Source organism: Pseudomonas sp. SCA2728.1_7 (genome assembly GCF_018138145.1).
Taxonomy (GTDB): Bacteria; Pseudomonadota; Gammaproteobacteria; order Pseudomonadales; family Pseudomonadaceae; genus Aquipseudomonas; species Aquipseudomonas koreensis_A.
On sequence record NZ_CP073104.1, the window covers coordinates 2,521,542 to 2,539,327 of the forward strand.

The 17,786-nt window shown below is 59.2% G+C and carries 20 protein-coding genes; 8 read left to right on the forward strand and 12 right to left on the reverse strand.

Annotated features, from left to right (window positions below):
- The first annotated feature begins 168 nt into the window (after positions 1–168).
- Positions 169–642, forward strand: a complete 474-nt coding sequence (locus KBP52_RS11175) for a cyclic nucleotide-binding domain-containing protein (RefSeq protein ID WP_077571551.1) — start codon at positions 169–171, stop codon at positions 640–642.
- Here the strand turns inward: KBP52_RS11175 and KBP52_RS11180 are convergent.
- Positions 639–923, reverse strand: a complete 285-nt coding sequence (locus KBP52_RS11180; protein WP_212622758.1) for a hypothetical protein — start codon at positions 921–923, stop codon at positions 639–641. The two genes, KBP52_RS11175 and KBP52_RS11180, sit on opposite strands and share 4 nt — an antisense overlap.
- Positions 924–1,003: 80 nt before the next feature.
- On the opposite strand from KBP52_RS11180, the gene KBP52_RS11185 reads away from it, so the two are divergent.
- From KBP52_RS11185 to KBP52_RS11200, 4 genes are all read left to right on the forward strand, one after another.
- Positions 1,004–1,690: a spermidine synthase gene (locus KBP52_RS11185; protein ID WP_007911335.1), complete on the forward strand. Its 687-nt coding sequence runs from the start codon at positions 1,004–1,006 to the stop codon at positions 1,688–1,690.
- Positions 1,691–1,738: 48 nt separating this feature from the next.
- Positions 1,739–2,110 (forward strand): YajD family HNH nuclease, encoded by a 372-nt coding sequence (locus KBP52_RS11190; protein ID WP_007911336.1) that lies wholly within the window; start codon positions 1,739–1,741, stop codon positions 2,108–2,110.
- A gap of 192 nt (positions 2,111–2,302) precedes the next feature.
- Positions 2,303–2,773, forward strand: coding sequence for an RNA methyltransferase (locus tag KBP52_RS11195; RefSeq protein ID WP_007911337.1), 471 nt, complete (start codon positions 2,303–2,305; stop codon positions 2,771–2,773).
- Positions 2,774–2,854: 81 nt separating this feature from the next.
- Positions 2,855–3,232, forward strand: a complete 378-nt coding sequence (locus tag KBP52_RS11200; RefSeq protein WP_212622759.1) for a DUF2892 domain-containing protein — start codon at positions 2,855–2,857, stop codon at positions 3,230–3,232.
- Between the two features lie 102 nt (positions 3,233–3,334).
- On the opposite strand, the gene KBP52_RS11205 is transcribed toward KBP52_RS11200, so the two are convergent.
- Both KBP52_RS11205 and KBP52_RS11210 read right to left on the reverse strand, forming a co-directional pair.
- Positions 3,335–4,564 carry a hypothetical protein gene (locus KBP52_RS11205; RefSeq protein ID WP_212622760.1) on the reverse strand — a complete coding sequence of 410 codons (1,230 nt, stop codon included), beginning with the start codon at positions 4,562–4,564 and terminating at the stop codon, positions 3,335–3,337.
- 35 nt (positions 4,565–4,599) lie between these two features.
- On the reverse strand, positions 4,600–5,049 hold the full coding sequence (locus KBP52_RS11210) for a YcgN family cysteine cluster protein (RefSeq protein ID WP_034153170.1): 450 nt from the start codon (positions 5,047–5,049) through the stop codon (positions 4,600–4,602).
- A gap of 279 nt (positions 5,050–5,328) precedes the next feature.
- Here KBP52_RS11210 and KBP52_RS11215 point away from each other — a divergent pair, with 279 nt between their 5' ends.
- A complete protein-coding gene (locus tag KBP52_RS11215) occupies positions 5,329–5,922 on the forward strand; it encodes a nitroreductase family protein (RefSeq protein ID WP_212622761.1) in 594 nt (197 codons plus the stop codon).
- A gap of 122 nt (positions 5,923–6,044) precedes the next feature.
- Here the strand turns inward: KBP52_RS11215 and KBP52_RS11220 are convergent, their stop codons facing one another.
- The 4 genes from KBP52_RS11220 to KBP52_RS11235 all read right to left on the reverse strand — a co-directional run bounded on the left by KBP52_RS11220 (position 6,045) and on the right by KBP52_RS11235 (position 10,318).
- Positions 6,045–6,977, reverse strand: coding sequence for a D-2-hydroxyacid dehydrogenase (locus tag KBP52_RS11220; RefSeq protein ID WP_212622762.1), 933 nt, complete (start codon positions 6,975–6,977; stop codon positions 6,045–6,047).
- A gap of 104 nt (positions 6,978–7,081) precedes the next feature.
- Positions 7,082–7,375: a YcgL domain-containing protein gene (locus KBP52_RS11225; protein WP_008087107.1), complete on the reverse strand. Its 294-nt coding sequence runs from the start codon at positions 7,373–7,375 to the stop codon at positions 7,082–7,084.
- Positions 7,372–8,505, reverse strand: a complete 1,134-nt coding sequence (rnd, locus tag KBP52_RS11230; RefSeq protein ID WP_077571546.1) for a ribonuclease D — start codon at positions 8,503–8,505, stop codon at positions 7,372–7,374. The genes KBP52_RS11225 and rnd overlap by 4 nt, the downstream gene beginning before the upstream one ends.
- A gap of 163 nt (positions 8,506–8,668) precedes the next feature.
- On the reverse strand, positions 8,669–10,318 hold the full coding sequence (locus tag KBP52_RS11235; RefSeq protein ID WP_123594772.1) for a phosphoethanolamine--lipid A transferase: 1,650 nt from the start codon (positions 10,316–10,318) through the stop codon (positions 8,669–8,671).
- A 414-nt stretch (positions 10,319–10,732) separates the two neighbouring features.
- Between KBP52_RS11235 and KBP52_RS11240 the strand changes: the two genes are divergently transcribed.
- Positions 10,733–11,926, forward strand: a complete 1,194-nt coding sequence (locus KBP52_RS11240; protein ID WP_212622763.1) for a cyanate transporter — start codon at positions 10,733–10,735, stop codon at positions 11,924–11,926.
- Positions 11,927–12,102: 176 nt separating this feature from the next.
- Positions 12,103–13,038 carry a LysR family transcriptional regulator gene (locus KBP52_RS11245; protein WP_034153164.1) on the forward strand — a complete coding sequence of 312 codons (936 nt, stop codon included), beginning with the start codon at positions 12,103–12,105 and terminating at the stop codon, positions 13,036–13,038.
- Between the two features lie 3 nt (positions 13,039–13,041).
- On the opposite strand, the gene KBP52_RS11250 is transcribed toward KBP52_RS11245, so the two are convergent.
- The 5 genes from KBP52_RS11250 to KBP52_RS11270 form a co-directional block, all read right to left on the reverse strand.
- A complete protein-coding gene (locus KBP52_RS11250) occupies positions 13,042–13,407 on the reverse strand; it encodes a 5-carboxymethyl-2-hydroxymuconate Delta-isomerase (RefSeq protein WP_077571543.1) in 366 nt (121 codons plus the stop codon).
- A 181-nt stretch (positions 13,408–13,588) separates the two neighbouring features.
- Positions 13,589–14,509, reverse strand: coding sequence for a LysR substrate-binding domain-containing protein (locus KBP52_RS11255; protein ID WP_077571542.1), 921 nt, complete (start codon positions 14,507–14,509; stop codon positions 13,589–13,591).
- A gap of 87 nt (positions 14,510–14,596) precedes the next feature.
- Complete coding sequence (locus KBP52_RS11260) at positions 14,597–16,693, reverse strand: DUF6311 domain-containing protein (RefSeq protein WP_123594774.1); 2,097 nt, start codon at positions 16,691–16,693, stop codon at positions 14,597–14,599.
- On the reverse strand, positions 16,690–17,076 hold the full coding sequence (locus KBP52_RS11265; RefSeq protein WP_212622764.1) for a GtrA family protein: 387 nt from the start codon (positions 17,074–17,076) through the stop codon (positions 16,690–16,692). Before KBP52_RS11265 ends, KBP52_RS11260 begins: the two co-directional genes overlap by 4 nt.
- Positions 17,073–17,783, reverse strand: a complete 711-nt coding sequence (locus KBP52_RS11270; protein ID WP_077571539.1) for a class I SAM-dependent methyltransferase — start codon at positions 17,781–17,783, stop codon at positions 17,073–17,075. The genes KBP52_RS11265 and KBP52_RS11270 overlap by 4 nt, the downstream gene beginning before the upstream one ends.
- Positions 17,784–17,786: the final 3 nt, after the last annotated feature.

The window sequence follows — 17,786 nt, forward strand, 5'->3', positions numbered from 1 at the left end:
ACCCAAGAGGCCGATACCCCACAGATATCCTGTAGGAGTGAGCCTGCTCGCGATAGCGGTATGTCAGTTAAAGATGATTTGAATGACCGACCGCTATCGCGAGCAGGCTCACTCCTAAAAGGGACCGTGTGAAGCCTGAAACAGTGAAAACAAAAAGACCGTGACGACATGTCAGAACCGACCTTACTGAACAACGAAATCCGCGACTGGCTGATGGACTGTGGCCTGTTCGATCAATTGCAGCTGGCCGACTTTGCGGCCGCTTCCGGCTACTTCAGCATCAGCACCGTGGCTGAAGGCGAGGCGATTTTCCGCGAGGGCGATGCCGGCAGTTTCATGTGCATCCTCCACACCGGCCAGGTCGCCGTGCAGAAAACCGGGCCCGATGGCCAGGTGATCACCATGGCCACCCTGCGCAGCGGTCGGGCGTTCGGCGAAATGGCCGTGCTCGACGGTGAACGCCGCTCGGCCACCTGCGTCGCTGCGACTAACTGCCAGCTATTGAACCTCGGCAAGGACTCGCTGGAAAAAATGCTCAACGACGCGCCGAAGATCGCCGCGAAGATCATCCGCGCCCTCGCCGTCTCGCTGTCGAAACGCCTGCGCATGGCCGACGGCCAACTGGCGGCGCAACAGGTTTAACCGCCCGGGGACTTCGCCTTGGTGCCGCTCGGCTCAATGCCCGGCACCGGCTGATCCTTGCTCGGTGGGCTGGGCATTTCGATCGGCACCAGCGGCGGGCTGCCACTGCCGGCACCGGACTTGGGAATGTTGATCGGCGTGATCTGCGGATACGGCGTCGGTGTCGCTGTTCCGGGCGAGCCGGGTTGCGGCGCCGGGCTGACCGGAATTATCTGTTGCGCCTGCACCGCAGTAATCGAGAGCGCGGCCAGGGCAATGACCGTTAGAATGGTGCGCTTCATCAAGGGCTCCGTTTGGCCTCTAGTCTGCGCTCAGGCTACTCCCAACGGGCCTGCTTGCCTTCCCCCTTGTAGAGATTTCCATGAAACGTTTCGTTCTGCTCGACACCACCCCGATCCCTGAAAGCGGCGGTGCCCTGTGCCTGTTCGAATATGGCGAGGATTTTGTCATCAAGATCCAGGGCGGCGACGGCGGACAATTGATGAACACGCGCATGCACGGTTCCGAAGATGCACTGGCCGAGATTCCGTGCCGCAAGGTCGCGGGCCGGCCGGATTCGCGGGTGCTGATCGGCGGTCTGGGCATGGGTTTCACCCTCGCCTCGGCGCTCAAGCATCTGGGCAAGACTGCCGAAGTGGTAGTCGCTGAACTGGTACCCGGCGTGGTCGAGTGGAACCGTGGCCCGCTCGGCGAAAAGTCCGGCCGGCCGCTGCTCGATCCGCGCACGGTGATCCGCCAGGAAGACGTGGCCAAAGTGCTGCAAAGCGAACCGAACGGCTTCGACGCGATCATGCTCGACGTCGACAACGGCCCCGAAGGCCTGACCCAGAAGGCCAATAGCTGGTTGTATTCGGCCGCCGGTCTGAATGCCTGCGCCAAAGCTCTGCGCCCGAAAGGCGTGCTGGCGGTGTGGTCGGCCAGCGCCGACCGGCTGTTTTCCGACAAATTGAAGAAGGCCGGTTTCAAGGCCGAAGAAGTCCAGGTCTTCGCCCACGGCAACAAGGGCACGCGCCACACGATCTGGATTGCCGAGAAGCTCAAGGGCTGAGCTAAACTCTGCGCATAACCGTCATTAGTCTTTTACAAAGGTGAACCCATGAGTTCGTCCACCCCAACCAACACGTCGAAGCTGGATCGCATCCTCGCCGACAACCAGCGCGACAAGGAAATGGGCTACCGCGACAAGGCCCTGAAGATGTACCCGCACGTCTGTGGCCGCTGCACCCGTGAGTTTTCCGGCAAGCGCCTGAGCGAACTGACTGTGCACCACCGCGACCACAACCACGACAACAACCCGCAGGACGGCTCGAACTGGGAATTGTTGTGCCTGTATTGCCACGACAACGAACACTCGCGCTATACCGATCAGCAGTATTTCAGCGAAGGCTCGCTGAGCACGCCGAAGATTGCCAAGGCAACGCACAACCCGTTTGCCGCGCTCGCCGGGTTGATGAAAAAAGAAGACTGATGATCTTCAGCGCCTGAACTGGCCCCTTCGCGAGCAGGCTCGCTCCCACATTTGATTGGTGGTGTACACGAAATCAATGTGGGAGCGAGCTTGCTCGCGAAGGCGGCCGGCCAGACACCACAGATCTCGAATCTGCCCGCCCTCTCCCAATCCCCGTATAATCGCGCTCTTTTTCCCGAAGGCACCCCGCTCGTGGCAGACAAACGGTACAGCTGCATTGGTTTGTATAACCCCAAATCACCGGAGAACGTCGGTTCGGTGATGCGCGCCGCAGGCTGCTATGGCGTGGCGTCGGTGTTCTACACCGGCAAGCGTTATGAACGCGCCGCCGACTTCGTCACCGACACCAAACGCGTGCACTACGACATCCCGCTGATCGGCATCGACGATCTGAAAAAGATCCTCCCGCTCAACTGCGTGCCGGTCGCCGTGGAACTGGTCGAGGGCGCCCGCCCGCTGCCGGAATACACTCACCCGGATCGCGCCCTGTACATCTTCGGCCCAGAAGACGGCTCGCTGGATAAAGAGATCCGCGACTGGTGCGAAGACGTCGTGTACATCCCGACCACCGGTTGCATGAACCTCGCCGCCACGGTCAATGTCGTGCTCTACGACCGCATGGCCAAGGGCTTGAACACCCGCTCCGGGCCAAAATTCCGCTAAAGCGTCGCACATCCGATGGAACGAGCTGACCGCTCTGGCAGTCAGCTTGTTTATCGATTACTCATTGCCTGGAGAAAGATCATGACCGAGCTCAAACGTGTCGAACGTATCGAATCCACCCCGTTCCAGAGTCGTTCCGAGCAGAACGTCGAAGGCTGGGAGCGTATTGGCTCGCTCGCGGGCGGCGTGATCATGGTTGGCAAAGGCCTGCGCCGTGGCGGTGTGTTCGGGTTGATTCAGGTTGCGATCGGCGGCGTGGCCATGGCGCGCGGGATTACCGGGCACAGTTCGGTGAAAAGCCTGATCGAGAAGAGCCGTCAGGACATGAATAACGTGCGGGCGAAGATCGAGCGCGCCGGGGAAGAGTTGAGCAAGCTGAAAGCCAATGCCGAAGCGGCGACCAGCACTGCCACCGTGACCGGCAATGATTCGGTGAAATCGCCGAAAACCGGGGTTTGATCCGAGATTTGCGGTGGGGTTGAGGGCCCCATCGCGAGCAGGCTCACTCCTACATTTGGAATGCGTTCCCTTGTAGGAGTGAGCCTGCTCGCGATAGCGGTGTCACTGAAGCAATACGGTATCAAGGACTTTGGACGACTCGCCAAGAACGCTCTCGGCCAGTTGCACAAACGCCTTGGTACTCACCGTCCCCAGATGCATCGCCCCACGCAACACATCATCCAGCGAACGCTTGTTGCGCGTCTTCAAGCGAATCTCGCGATCGAGTTCCTGCAACACAACTACTGCTTTCGCTACCTGCGCCGGGCTGATCTGCTCGCCGCGCAAGGTCGTGACTTTCTGGCTGTCCCTGGCCAGTTTCGCCTGCAAACTCTGATAACGCTCATCGCTCATGCCACCGGCACGGCGCACCAGTTCGATCGCGTAATACTCGGCAAAACCTTCGCTGATCCAGTCGCTGCGCTGCTCGTCGTTGATCCGCCCGAACACCTGCGCCAGCTCACGCACCAGCGCGCTGCTGCCGCTTTCGCTGACCAGCGGCAATCGCGTATTCACGTAAATGGATTCATGCGCACCGAGGCTGCCGCGCCACATCGGATCGTTGGCGCCGACAATCAACAGTTTGGCCGGATGGCGTGGATAAACCGCCTGTACCTGCGGCCAGACGAACGTCAGCAACGTCAGCACGTCCATGCGCCGCATACCCTGCCCTTGCGGCGAGGCCACGGTGACTTCGGTTTCGCCCAGCCGTGTGCGGCGGCTGCCGAGGTGTCCGGCGAGCATCCAGCCGGTCGGTCGATCGAAGAGCCGCGAAGGATTGTCGATGCGGAATTTGTTTTTGCCGATGCGCGGCCAAGCGGTTTCGATGCTCTTCCAACCGTCGGGCAATTCGAATTGCAGACGCGCGATCAGTTCGGTGCCGTCCTGTTGATCGAGTTTGGCTGGCGGTACCAGTTCGTCGCCACGCATCAACGCCCAAGTCGGGGTCATGCGCGTGTCGAAGCTGCCGTTCTTGCGGCCGTGGCTGATGCGCACGCGGTAGGTCAGGCTGGACTTTTCGCTGGCGGGGCGCCAGACCCCGCGCGCCTGTTTGCCCGGGCTCAGCAGCCACTGGCCGTCAGCCTTGAAGTCGCTGTAATGGCTGCCGTCGCCAAGATCGAAATCGAGACTGCGCACCGCTTCGCCCTTGGCCAAGGTCAGGCGCACCTCGGCCTGATCACTTTGCGGCAACAGGCGCACGTGATAATCCAGATCGACTTTCTTCGCCGCCCATGCCGGCACGCTCAACGCCAGCAGCGCAACCATCAACGCTTGCGGCAATCCGACAGCCATACGCACTCCTTGGTAAAGCTTGATTCGGCGGACGATCAGCCCGCGCGGAAAATCAGGTGATCTTCCCAGTCATCTTCCGGCACGCTGCCTTCGGCAAGCATGCGCCCGGACTGGGAAATACGCTCATGGTGCACCGCGTCGCGATCGCCACACACCAGGTGGTGCCACAACGGCAGATCCTTGCCCTCACTGACTAGCCGATAACCGCAGGTCGGCGGCAGCCATTTGAACTCTTCGGCCTGGCCCGGGGTGAGCTGGATGCAGTCCGGGACAAACTTGATGCGATTCGGATAATCGCTGCACTGGCAGGTTTTCAGGTCGAGCAGTTTGCAGGCGATGCGCGTGTAATAAACGCTGTTGTCCTCTTCATCCTCGAGTTTCTGCAGGCAGCACAGACCACAGCCGTCGCACAGCGATTCCCATTCCTGGTGATCCAGTTGATCGAGGGTTTTGCGTATCCAGAACGGTTCGACTTTGGCGGCCATGGCTCAAGCATCAACATCAGGTGGTGAAAAGGCCGCCAGTCTAGTGCCCAAGGCCCGGCGGGCCAAGCGTTGGCGACTGCCGGTTGTGCGGGACTTGTCAGTTTTTGTGGCGGCGCGTAGCTTTGCCAGTCGCAAGGAGCCTTGCCCGCAAGCCATTAACGCTCGACCGCGTTGCATTGTGGTGAACCCTCAGGCTCGGAAAACCCCATCGTTCAGCGCAACTGATCCCGCCGGGTTTTCATGCAAATCCCTGACTCAACCGTAGCAAGGAATCTCTCCATGAGTGCCAACCCTCGCGTTGCCGATTACGCCATTCACCCGCAATTCACCGACCGCTGGTCGCCGCGTGCCTTCACCGGCGAAGCGATCCCGGAAGAAACCCTGCTGAGCTTCTTCGAAGCCGCGCGCTGGGCGCCTTCGGCGTACAACTCGCAGCCGTGGCGTTTCCTCTATGCGCGTCGCGATACACCGAACTGGGAGCGTTATCTGGGTCTGCTCAATGAATTCAACCGTAGCTGGGCGCAGCATGCGTCGGCGCTGGTGATCGTGATTTCGAAAACCACTTTCACTGCACCGGGTGCAACCGAAGAAACCCCAGCGTTGTGGCACACCTTCGACACCGGTTCGGCGTGGGGCCATCTGGCGCTGCAAGCGAGCATCAGTGGCTGGCACACCCACGGCATGGCGGGTTTCGATCAGGAGCTGACGCGCAAGGAGCTGAATATTCCTGAAGGTTATGCGCTGCACGCGGCCGTGGCAGTCGGCAAACTCGGTGACAAGGCAACGCTGGCTGAATACCTGCAGGCTCGCGAAGAGCCGAGCCCGCGTCGCCCGCTGAACGAACTGACGGCGGAAGGCGACTTCACCCTCTAAGCCACACCGTAAAACAACTGTAGGAGTGAGCCTGCTCGCGATAGCGGTGTGTCGGTCGACATTAATGCTGTCTGACACACCGCTATCGCGAGCAGGCTCACTCCTACATTGATTGCTGTGTATCAATACCCGCGGTTGAAATCCAATTCCCCGCGCAACGCTTCGCTCGCCTGATACGCCTTCAGGTTCTCGACAAACAGCTGCACCATCAACGCCGGTGACGTCGGTGCCGAGCTGTGCCCGGTCAGCAGCAAACCCCACGCGGTCCAGAACGGATGGCGCTGTGGCAGTGGTTCCTGACGGCAAACGTCAATCACCGCCCCCGCCAGATGGCCTTCCTTCAACGCGTCCACCAGATCGGCATCGACCACCGCAACCCCGCGCCCGGCGTTGATAAACAACCCGGTCGGCTTGAATTGCTTGAACAGCGCCGCGTCGTAGATATCGTGGGTGTGCTCGGTGTTCGGCAGCAGGTTGACCACGTAATCCACCTCGCCCACCAGACGCGGCAGATCGGCCATCGAACCGACTTCGACAAATGGCGCCTGCTCGCGGGCGCTGCTGGCGATGCCGTACAGTTCAATGCCAAATGGCAGCAGGAACTGCGCCACGCTCTGGCCAATGTCACCGGTGCCAACGATCAACACCTTGCGCCCGACCAGACTCTGGCCACTGCGGTTGTCCCATTTGCGTTCGACCTGGCTGACCAGTCGCGCGAGCACTTCGCGCTCATGGCCGAGGATGTAGGTCAGTACGTATTCGGCCATCACCTGACCGAAAATCCCCACCGCACGGGTCAAACGGTAATCGCGGCGCAAACCGTCAGCGAGCAACGGCGTGATGCCGGCCCAGGTCGATTGCAGCCACTGTGGTTGATGACCCTGACGCAGCAGGGTCGCCAATAAATCGGGCTGGCCGAGCCACACCGGGCAATCGGCGGCCTGATGGGCCAGCTCGGCGGAGTCGCCGCTGGTCAGTACTTCAACCTCGGGCGCTGCCTGACGCAGCAGCCGGGCGTATATCGCGTGGTCGTGTTCAGCAATCAGAACGCGCATCTTCAAACCTTTCGCAAACCGTGCAGACGGCCGCCGGATTCGGGCGGCCATCGCGGTAAAAACCGTTCCAGGGTAAATCGAGACTCAGAACAGAGTCTCGCCGATCAGACCGGGTCGTTGCGTCGCAGCAACTCTTCGGGCAAGTGCTCGATGTACTCGTCCTCGGCCGGCGGCATTTGCAGGTGATAGCCCTGCTTGTCGAGGTTTTCCAGGACCACGACGATGTCCTCGCTGGCCAGTTTGCGCTCAGGCGTCAACACCAGACTGAAGGTAAATATGGCTTTGCCGAAAGCCGCCATCAGGGCCTCGGGCACGCGTTCCAGCTCATCGCTCTTGAGCACATAGAGATACATGCCCTTGCGCTTCGAGCTTTGGTAAATAGAGCAAATACGTTTCAAGGCTGTTCTCCGGCGGTGGCCAGGCTGTCGAGCAGCTTCTGACCCATGAGTTCGCGGCGCCAGCCACGCAGCGACTCAGGCAATTGGTAAGGACCCTCGGGGTAGCCGCTTTTGACCAGGGCTTCGAGGGTTTTCTTGCGCAGCATCAGTTCCGGGGCAATGCCCAGGCGCTCGGCCTCAGCCTGGCCCAATGCGCGCAGTTGTTTGATCAACGCAGCGGCTTCGATCGGCAATGGCTCCGCTACAGCGGGCGGCCATTGATCAGGGCCCACACTGCCAGAGCGCTTGATCAGATCAAGCAGAAACTGGCCGTCCTGACGCACGGTACGCGGGTGCATGTCTTCGATCTTGCCCAGCGCCGCAAGGTTGTCCGGTTGCGTGCGGGCCAGCGGCCACAGCGAATGCTCACGAACGATGCGGTTGCGCGGCAGATCGCGGGCACGGGCCTCTTTTTCACGCCAGGCGCACAACTCACGCAGAACGGCCAGTTGCGCGCGGGACAGTTTCCACGCCAGTTTGGCCTCGCGATAAACCTCGTAAGGGTCGGTTTCGCGGCGCAGGTTGGCGACCAGTTCGGCACCGTCCTCCAACACCCAGGCGAATTTGTCGTCAGACAGTTTCGGCCGCAGTTGTACGAAAACTTCCGCCAGATGTACGGCATCTTCGGCGGCGTAGCTGATTTGCGTGTCGGACAACGGGCGCTGCAACCAGTCGGAACGGGTCTCGCCCTTCGGTAGCTCGATGCCGAGCACTTCCTGCACCAGTCGCGAATAGCCCATCGAGAACCCGAGGTTCAGGTAAGCGGCGGCGAGTTGCGTGTCAAACATCGGCGCCGGCAGGCTACCGGTCAGGCGCAGCAGGACTTCGAGGTCTTCGCTGCAGGCATGCAGGACTTTCAGCACCGCCGGGTTTTCCAGCAGTGCGGCCAGCGGTTGCCAGGCGTTGATGGTCAGCGGATCGATCAGGTAGGCGCGTTTGCCGTCGCCCACCTGCAGCAGGCCGGCAATCGGGTAGAAGGTGTCGACCCGCATGAATTCGGTGTCGAGGGCAACGAACGGCAGCTGCTGCCACTCGGCGCAAAACTGCGCGAGGCTTTCGTTGTCGCGAATCCAGTGAATATCGATGGCCACACGGCTCTCCCTTGAAGAATGGCGCGCAGTATATATCGCCACTGGCGATTTACGCGCCTGTGAAGGGCAAGAGCTGTAACGAAATGTCCTGCCAGAGAGCAAGAATAGTCTGACAAAAGAAGCAGAAAGCCCCGTCGTATCAGAACGACGGAGCCGATTGGACTCAGTCCTTGGCGAGTACGCCGTCGATCACCGCACCTCGGCAACCGGCAAACATGTCCAGACCCGGCTGATAGACCTTGCTCTTGACCTCAAGCAGGCCAAGCATCGAGTGGAACAGGTTGTCCTGGCTCAGAGGTTTATCGCGGCTCATCTGCAGGCAATGGGTGTCGACCGAATAAGCCTTCTGATAGTTGTCGGAGAACCACGCCAGCATCGCTACATGCTTTTGTTGCTCAGGCGCCAGCATGTAAGGCGTACCGTGCAGGAACAAGTTGTACTCGCCCAGCGACTCGCCGTGGTCCGACAGATACAACATGGCGGTATCGACTTTGTCCTGATTGCTGCGCAATACATCGATCAGGCTCGACAGCACATGGTCGGTATACACCAGTGTGTTGTCGTACCCGTTGACGATACTTTCGCGGCTGCAATTGTTCAGCGCGTTACTTTCACACACCGGGGTGAAGTGCTCGTATTCCTTCGGATAACGCTTGAAGTATTCCGGGCCGTGACTGCCCATCTGGTGCAGGACTAAAACAGTGTCCTTGTCCAAGTGGTCGATAAAACCTTGCAGGCCTTGCAGGAGGATTTCGTCGCGGCACTCGCTGTTGGCACACAGCGCCGGGTCTTTCAGGTTGCTGACATCCTGCAGGGTGACTCGATCACAGGTGCCTTTGCAGCCAGACTGGTTGTCACGCCAGATCACGTCGATACCGGCACGCTTGAGCACATCGAGTAAACCTTCTTCATTCTTCGCCTTGCTGGCGTCGTAATTCTTGCGACCCATGTTGGAGAACATGCACGGCACCGAAACAGCCGTTTCCGTGCCGCAGGAATGTACATCGGTAAAGGCGATCAACCCGGTTTCCTTGTCGAGTTGCGGCGTCGTATCGCGGTTGTAGCCCAGGATGCCGAAATTCTCCGCACGGGCGCTCTCACCCACAACCAGCACGGTCAGGGATTTGCGTGGCTGGAGTTTCAGATCGGGATTGCGCTGGGCGTCTTCGCCGATCTTGACGAACGGTTGCTGCGCCGAAACCACTTGTTCACGCAGGTAACCAGCCGAAGCACCAATGTAGTTGCTCGGCACTAACATCAGGCGAATTTCGTGATGGTTGCGAAACAGTGAAGACAAGCCCTGATAGTTGGCCAGGGCCACGCCGCCGATTACCGCTGCCGAGGCGACACTGACAATAACTTTACTGAACAACTCACGGTGCCAGCGACGATAATTAATCGGCAACTTCCACAACAAAAATGATGGCAAGACACCGAGCAACAGAATATAAGCAAACAACTTCAACGAGAGCAGATCACGCACTTCCGTTGCATTGGTTTCGGCCAGGTTTCGAAACATGCCGGCATCGATCATGACGCCATATTGACTCATGAAGTAAGCCACCCCGGCGCTGATCATAAATATCAGCGTCAACAGCGGTTTGAGCAACGGACGGAAAGCCAGAACCGTCAGCACGATATTGAATGCCGCAAGGATCATCACCCCGAAAGCCACGCGCATGGCGATGCCCTTGCCATCGGCGGCAGTGATCTCGAACAGGTGCTGCCAGAGGACAACATTGCAGCCGATTAAAAGAAAGGCGCTGGCGATCAACGTCACCCATTCCGGGCGCACGGCTTTTAACTTCAACATAGAAAGGGCGATTCCTGAAAAGAAGAGCCTCGGTCAATGAGAGAAAATTCAATTGTGAAAATTTCATTAACCAAGGCATGACAAACTTTAAGCAGGCAACCATCAATTTTTTGTGAAAAAGACGCCAACGATTAGTTGGCCGTTGGCAATGTGATGAAACTTGTGAAGTATTTGAGAATGGTTCAGCTTTGATTCAGTAAAAACAACTCGGCTGTCCATTGGGGGAGCGAGCCTGCTCGCGAAGAGGTCGGCACATCCAATATTTTCGGTGGCAGACAAACCGCTTTCGCGAGCAGGCTCGCTCCCACAGAAGGTGCAGGGTTATCGACTTTTTAAAAAGGGCTGTGGATTTTCTGGTTTGCCCGGACTGGACCGCTTCGCGCTTAATCATCCGCCCAGCCCAAAGGTCTGATGATGGAAAACGTTCGCACCACCTCTCGCCCCGCCGTCTGGTTGATGCTCGCAATCATTCTCGTCGCGCTCAATCTGCGTCCGTCGATGGCGGCGGTCGGTCCGTTACTGTCGGCCATTCGCGGCGACATCCCGCTGAGCTTCACTGTCGCTTCACTGCTGACCATGCTGCCAGTGATGGCGATGGGGCTGGCGATGTTTTTCGGCATAGGCATCAGTCAACGGCTGGGTGAGCAACGGACGGTATTGCTGTCCTTGCTGATCATCGGTCTGGCGACGTTGTCACGACTGTTTATCGACTCTGCTGCCCAATTGATTGCAAGCGCAGTGCTGGCCGGCATCGGCATAGCACTGATTCAGGCGCTGATGCCGGCGCTGATCAAATCGCGCTTCGCTGACAACGTCGCGCTGTGCATGGGCTTGTATGTCACGTCGATCATGGGCGGCGCAGCCATTGCGGCCTCATTTGCACCGCTGGTGATGATGCAAGCCGGGAACTGGCGCAGCGGTTTGGCCGTCTGGGCGATCCTGGCATTACTCGCTTTTCTATTCTGGTGGTCGCAACGCGGCCAACTGACCTCCACGGTACCGGCGGCAGCGAGGAAGGACTCATTCTTCGCCAATTCCCGCGCCTGGTTACTGGCAATATTCTTTGGTTTGGGGACAGCGTCCTACACCTGCGTGCTGGCCTGGCTCGCGCCGTACTACGTGGAAAAAGGCTGGAGCGAACAAAACGCCGGGCTGTTGTTAGGTTTTCTGACGGCCATGGAGGTGATTTCCGGCTTGGTGGTTCCCGCAATCGCCAATCGCAGCCGCGATCGACGCGTGATTCTGATGGTGTTACTGATGCTGATCATCGCCGGATTTTGCGGCCTGATCCTCAGCCCACAACAGCTCAGCCTGCTGTGGCCGTGCCTGTTGGGGCTGGGCATTGGCGGTTTGTTTCCGATGAGCCTGATCGTCTCGCTCGATCACCTCGACAACCCGCAACGCGCCGGTGGGCTGACCGCGTTCGTGCAGGGCATTGGTTACTTGATCGCCGGCCTTTCGCCGCTGCTGGCCGGAATGATCCGCGACTGGCTCGGGAGTTTCGAGTGGGCCTGGTGGTCGCTGACCGCTGTGATGGGAGTGATGCTGTTGATGGTGTGGCACTTCGATCCCAGGCATTACGCCCGGCACTTTCACTCGTCGAGATAAAGGCTTCTGGCCACTTTTCGGCGGTTTTGTCGGCGACGTCGTGTTCGTAAAACTTTCTGTCCCACAACTGACTGTGAAACGTCCTACAGGGCTTTGTCCTGGCACCATCGTTCCGCTACGATCGTTCGCACACGTTTGCGCGGATTCAGCGCAAGAAGCACAGCGAGACAGTACGGATGCTGAACAGTAACTTGCTTCGAAAGCTCGACATGCAGGATCTCATGGTGTTTATCGCCGTTTATGAGCAAAGCAGCGTCACCGATGTGTCAGAAACCCTGTTCGTCAGCCAGTCCACCGTCAGTTACTGTTTGAAAAAACTGCGCACCAGTTTCGAAGACGAACTGTTCATCAACACCCGCACCGGCATGCGTCCGACCTACAAGGCCAGCACCATGTACGGCCATGTGCAGAAGATCCTCGAAAGCATCAACCTGTGCCACGCCGGCGCCCCTACGTTCGACCCGACCCAACAAGCCGTCACCTTCAACATCTGCGCCCCGGAATACTTCGAGCAACTGATTCTGCCGCGCCTGCTCAAGCGTTTCGATTTCGATGATTTGCCGGTGATGGTCAACATGCACAAGTTCGAGACCGACGTCCCGGCGGATGAGCTGCGCGACGGCAGCCTCGATCTGGTGATCAGTTTCGGCCCCAACTTCCACCGCCATCACACTGACCTGAAATCGCGGATGCTGCTGGAGGATGATCTGGTCTGCGTCTTCGACAAACGCGCCACGCCACTGGAGCCGCGCCTGAGCCTGCAGGCCTTTACCGAACGCCGACATGTGTTCCCGACACCGTGGACATCAACCACCAACATGGTCGATGGCTGGCTGGCGCGGCAGGCGCAGAAGCGCCAGATCGTCGCGCGCTCGAACAGCTACAGCGCGGCATTGAAAATGATCACCGGGACCGACTTCATCCTCACCTTGCCCCGCCGCATCCAGCGCTTGCTGACCAACGAGGCGGTGTTCAATCATTGTGAGGCGCCGAACGGCTTGCCGGGCTTTACCCTCGACATGCAGTGGAGCCAGAGCGTTGATCAGGACAGCGCCAACCTCTGGTTACGCGAGCAAGTGGTCAAGGTGTGCAGCGAACTCGAAGCGGCCTGAGTCCTACACACCAATCGCGGTTTTGCTGTAGGACTCGCGATCCATATCGACCAGTTCGACACACAGCTGCACTTCGACGCCGGCCGGCCATTCGCACAGGTCCTGCAGGACCGCCAACAGGCTTTCTGACAACTGCTTCTTGATCTGCGGCGAACGCCCGCTGAGCAGCGCCAGCTTCACATAGACGAAGGCGCGCTCGGCCATGGCGGTGCCGACCTTGAAAGTCTCGACTTTAATCGCACGGCTTTTGATATCGAACTCCGCCGCGAACTGACCGGAGCCCACCAGGGTATTGTTGAGGCGGATCAACGCGACGTCGGCGTTCAACTGCGGCAGGTTGGCGGTGTATTCCATGTGCAGGTGTGGCATTGCAGATCCCCGATGAGTTGGCAGAAAGGTCGTACATATAGCACAGCTCTGTCCAACCCTCCCGGTGACTTTCCAATGTGGGAGCGAGCTTGCTCGCGAATGCGGTCGTTCAGCGACACTTAAGGTGCCTGATACACCGCTTTCGCGAGCAAGCTCGCTCCCACAGGGTATGTGATGCTCATCAGGCTGCGGTCAATGGCCGTTCGCTCATGAATTGCTCCAGCCGCGAACGCAACCAGCGCTCGGCCGGATCGCTGTCCACATGGCTAAGCCAGACCATCGACAAATCCAGCGTCGGTGTCTTGAACGGAAAGGGTTCCTTGAACAGCAGCCCCGAAGTGGCCATGGCCGCCGCCGTGTAATCCGGCAGGCTGGCAATCAGGTCGGTGCCGGCCAGCAGCGCCGGCAACGCACTGTATTGCGGCACCGACAGCACCACCTGACGAGTGCGACCGAGCTCCGCCAGCCACTCATCAGCGAAACCACTGACATTGGCCGTGTGCGAAACCAGTACGTGCGGGCGCGCGCAATATTCATCCAGCGTCAGCGGCGTATCACTGGCGTCGGCGCGCAGGATGCTCGGCTGAATGTGCCGCAGCAGTTTGCGCTTGGCATTGGCCGGCAGGCCTCGGGTCTGGCTGATGCCGACCGTGATGTCGCCCGCCGCGAGCAGATCGGGAATGCGCCAGTAATCGACGTGTTGCACCACGAACACCACGTTCGGCGCTTCCTGGCGCAACGCGCGCAACAGCGGCGGCAGCAGACCGAACTCGACGTCATCGGACAGGCCGATGCGAAAAGTCATGGTGCTGACGGCCGGGTCGAAATCACGGGTCAGACTCAACGCGACCGACAGCGAATCCAGCGCAGGCTTGAGATGGCGAAAAATATCTTCGGCGCGGGCGGTCGGCTCCATGCGGTGGCCGACGCGGATAAACAGCGGATCGTTGAGCATCGTGCGCAAGCGATTGAGCGCCGAACTGATGGTTGGCTGGCCGAGAAACAGCTTCTCGGCCGCGCGGGTCACGTTGCGCTCGAGCATCAAGGTCTCGAACACCACCATCAGGTTGATGTCGGCCTTGCGAAGTTCATTGCGGTTCATCCATTGCCCCCTGCCCCCCGGAATACCGGCAGTGTAGAAAGGCCTTGGGGCTGGCGTCCATCAACCTTTGCAGCGCCGAGCGAGGTCTTAGCGAACGGTCAGCGATTTCAACCCCAACCCCATCACTCGCGCATCATCGTTCAAGCCCAGATTTCGCGGGCTGGTGGCGTCAGGCAAATGCACCTGGATACTCAACACCCGGCCATCGACCAGTGTTTCGCGCACGGCCGCATCGAGCGGGATTTCCAACAGATTGCCCTCAACCTGCGTCAACCGCGTCGACAAGACTTCAACGCCATTGATGCTGACGATGACCCGTTGCGTCAACTTGGGCGGCATGACGAACGCCAGAACATCGATCACAATCGAAGAGGCTTGTGGCGCAACCCGCAGCGCAATTTCCGCGTCCTGCCCTTCACTCCAGGTACCCCAGGTTTCCGGAGCGGCCCAACCTTTGACCAACTGTCGGCTCTTGCGATTGAACGCTTGCACCCGTCCCGGCTGGCTCAAGGGAACAGCTGACATTGAGCGCCCCTCATCAACCATCGCCAGACATTGATCACAGCGTTTCCAGCCTGGTGCCAGTACGACAAAGTCGTCGACTCTGGTCAGCAGGTCGGTATCGCTGTGAACGTTCCTGATGGCCAGGTCCAGCGAATCATCGTCGAGGATGTACAGCGAATCGGCCTCGTATTGCCCCGAACTCAGCCGGCGTTGCGCGTCACGTTGAGCGATGTCTAGCGCCTTGGGGCTCATGCGCCCCATATAAACAGCATCGGTCTTCATGCCATGAACGGCAGCAAAGTCGGCAATGACTTGCCACTGGTCCGCCTGATTTTTGGGGATCAATGCACGGATGTTCTTGTAGTGCGCCGCCGCGCTGCTCCAGAACGGATCGTGCATGGGGCTTGCCCAGGTCGAAGTTTGCGTAACCATTTTTGCCGCTCTCAAGCCCGCCCAGGCAATGCGGGTATCGATGACTTGGGCCGTCAGCGCCACTGCCAGCAGCCCCATGGCGATCTGCGGTCGATAGCCACGCACCACCAGAAACGTAATCAGCAAAACGATGGCGTAGAACACCGGCCAGAACATACGGCCCGAGGCGCGGAAGATGCTTGCCAGTCCCTCGACCGTCTTCGGTAGCGGATAACTGAACGTCTGTGTGCCCAGACCAATTTGATTGGACAACGCAAACAGGCTCAGCCCGACCATCGCCAACAGTAGCCATGGCCAACGACTCAGCAACGCCTTGACGCGAATATTGCCGCGCAACATGGCGAAACCCGCCACCGGCACCAGCAGCAGCACTCCGAGGCCCAGATAGTTGAAACCTTCATAGTCTCCACCGCCCTTGGCAAAACCTGGCAAGACGAATGACCATCCATCCGCATCGAACAGCGAGACCAGATTCATCCGATACCAACCGAAACCGCCCCCTCCCGCTCCGTCGACAATGCTGAAATAACCCGCCTGCCAGCAACACAAGCTGACCAGGGCAAACAGGCTGCCGAACTCGATCAGCCCCTGACGACGGGTCAGCTTGCCGATCATGACTTTGGCAAAAAGATCGGCAACCCAGAGCAAAGCCACCATGACCAGCAGATAGGCGTGCACCAGCGCCGTAGCTGCAAGCAACACGCCCCATGCCCGCCGTCGCCGCGCAAGCGCCGGATGCAGGGCCAGATAGAGGGCAGCGAGGATCAGGAAGTGTCCGGCGAGGGAAAGGTGCCCGCCGGTGCGCAAAAACATCGGCGGCGAAAACACCAGCAAACCGGTACCCAATAAGCGCAGCACAGGGTTATCGGTAATCAGGCCGAGCAGTTTCCAGGCAAACCAGGCTTGCAAAACAAAACAGGCCAGCAGCCATAAGCCGAAATATTGGAACGTTTGCGGTAACCAGCCATTAAACGGTTTGAACAGCAGTGCCAACAGCGGATTGGAGTCTGAAAAAATCACCGCACTGCCCAGCTCCAGCCCATAAGACGGATTGAGTCCGAGCGGAAACGTCCAGGGCGCATGCCGAAAATATAACCAGCCCAGATAGTGCGTCGCCGGATCACCCTCCTTGAGCCAGGCGATGTTCTGCGGATCCAGCGCTCGCGGTCCGATCACCAGAAAGAACGCCAGCACACCCAACAACAACGGCAGCAGCGCGAGGGCTGGATGCTTGTTCAATTCCCTCATCGGTACGTCCAGAAGTTATGCAGCAGGAAGGTGAATGCCGGGATCGTCAGCGCCACCGCAGCGATGCCCAGCAAATAGTGGAAACCCGCTATTTGCGCAGCCCAGGCGACGAACATCGCCAGCCAAAACCCACAGACCGAAACCAGCAGAAAGCGCAGCAGGGTTCGGCCATGCAATCGGGCCGAGAAGCTCCAGGTGGTGTTGATCACATACGACACGAGCGTCGCCACGGCAAAAGCCACGCCGTTGGCGAGGGGCGGTAGCGGACTGATGAAGTTGATGAACAAAATCGCGACCAGTGCATGTAGGGCCGTAACGAACAGCCCGGTCACGGCGAAACGCACACCGCGCTGGATCAGCGCTGATTTCTCGGCTGAAGTCACGGTTTTTGCGCCAGCACAAAAACGCTCAGACCCGCCAGACGATTCATGCCCATCAACGGTAGCTCCAGGCTGCAAAGTGTCTTGAGCAGCGTGTTCACCAGGGGATGATGACGCTTGAGCTGCGAACGCGGCGGTTGCGCTTGCGCGCCTTGCGGCAACAAGCGCAACGCCGCCGCAATCGGAAACACTGCACCGAAATAGTAGGCTCCGCGCTGCACCGTCAAACCGGCATCGTGCGCCAGTGTTTCGAATTGCGCCAACGTGTAGCGGCGCTTGTGCTCGAGAAAATCATCGTGCCCGCTCCACAAGAACTGGAACGCCGGCACTGTCATCAGAAATCGACTACCCGATGGCACTTTATCAACGTACATCTTGAGCAGACCGAGGTCGTCATCGACATGCTCAAGCACATCCATCAACAACACCAGATCGGCATCGATGGTTTCGATCCCGCGACGGTAATGCACCGGCTTGCCGGCGGTGGTCGCGCTGGAGTCGGCGGGATAGCTGATATCCACGCACCACGCTTCCCTTGCATCGGTATGCGTCAGCAAATGGTGGGAGAAAAACCCCGAGCCAGCGCCGACATCGAGGATCCGTGTGATCGGTGCCGCACCGAGCAACCGTGTGGTGGCTGCGGCTTTCGAGCAGTAATACCAATGCTCGCCGATGCTGTCGCCGAGAATGTCGGTTTCCTTGAGATCCATGTA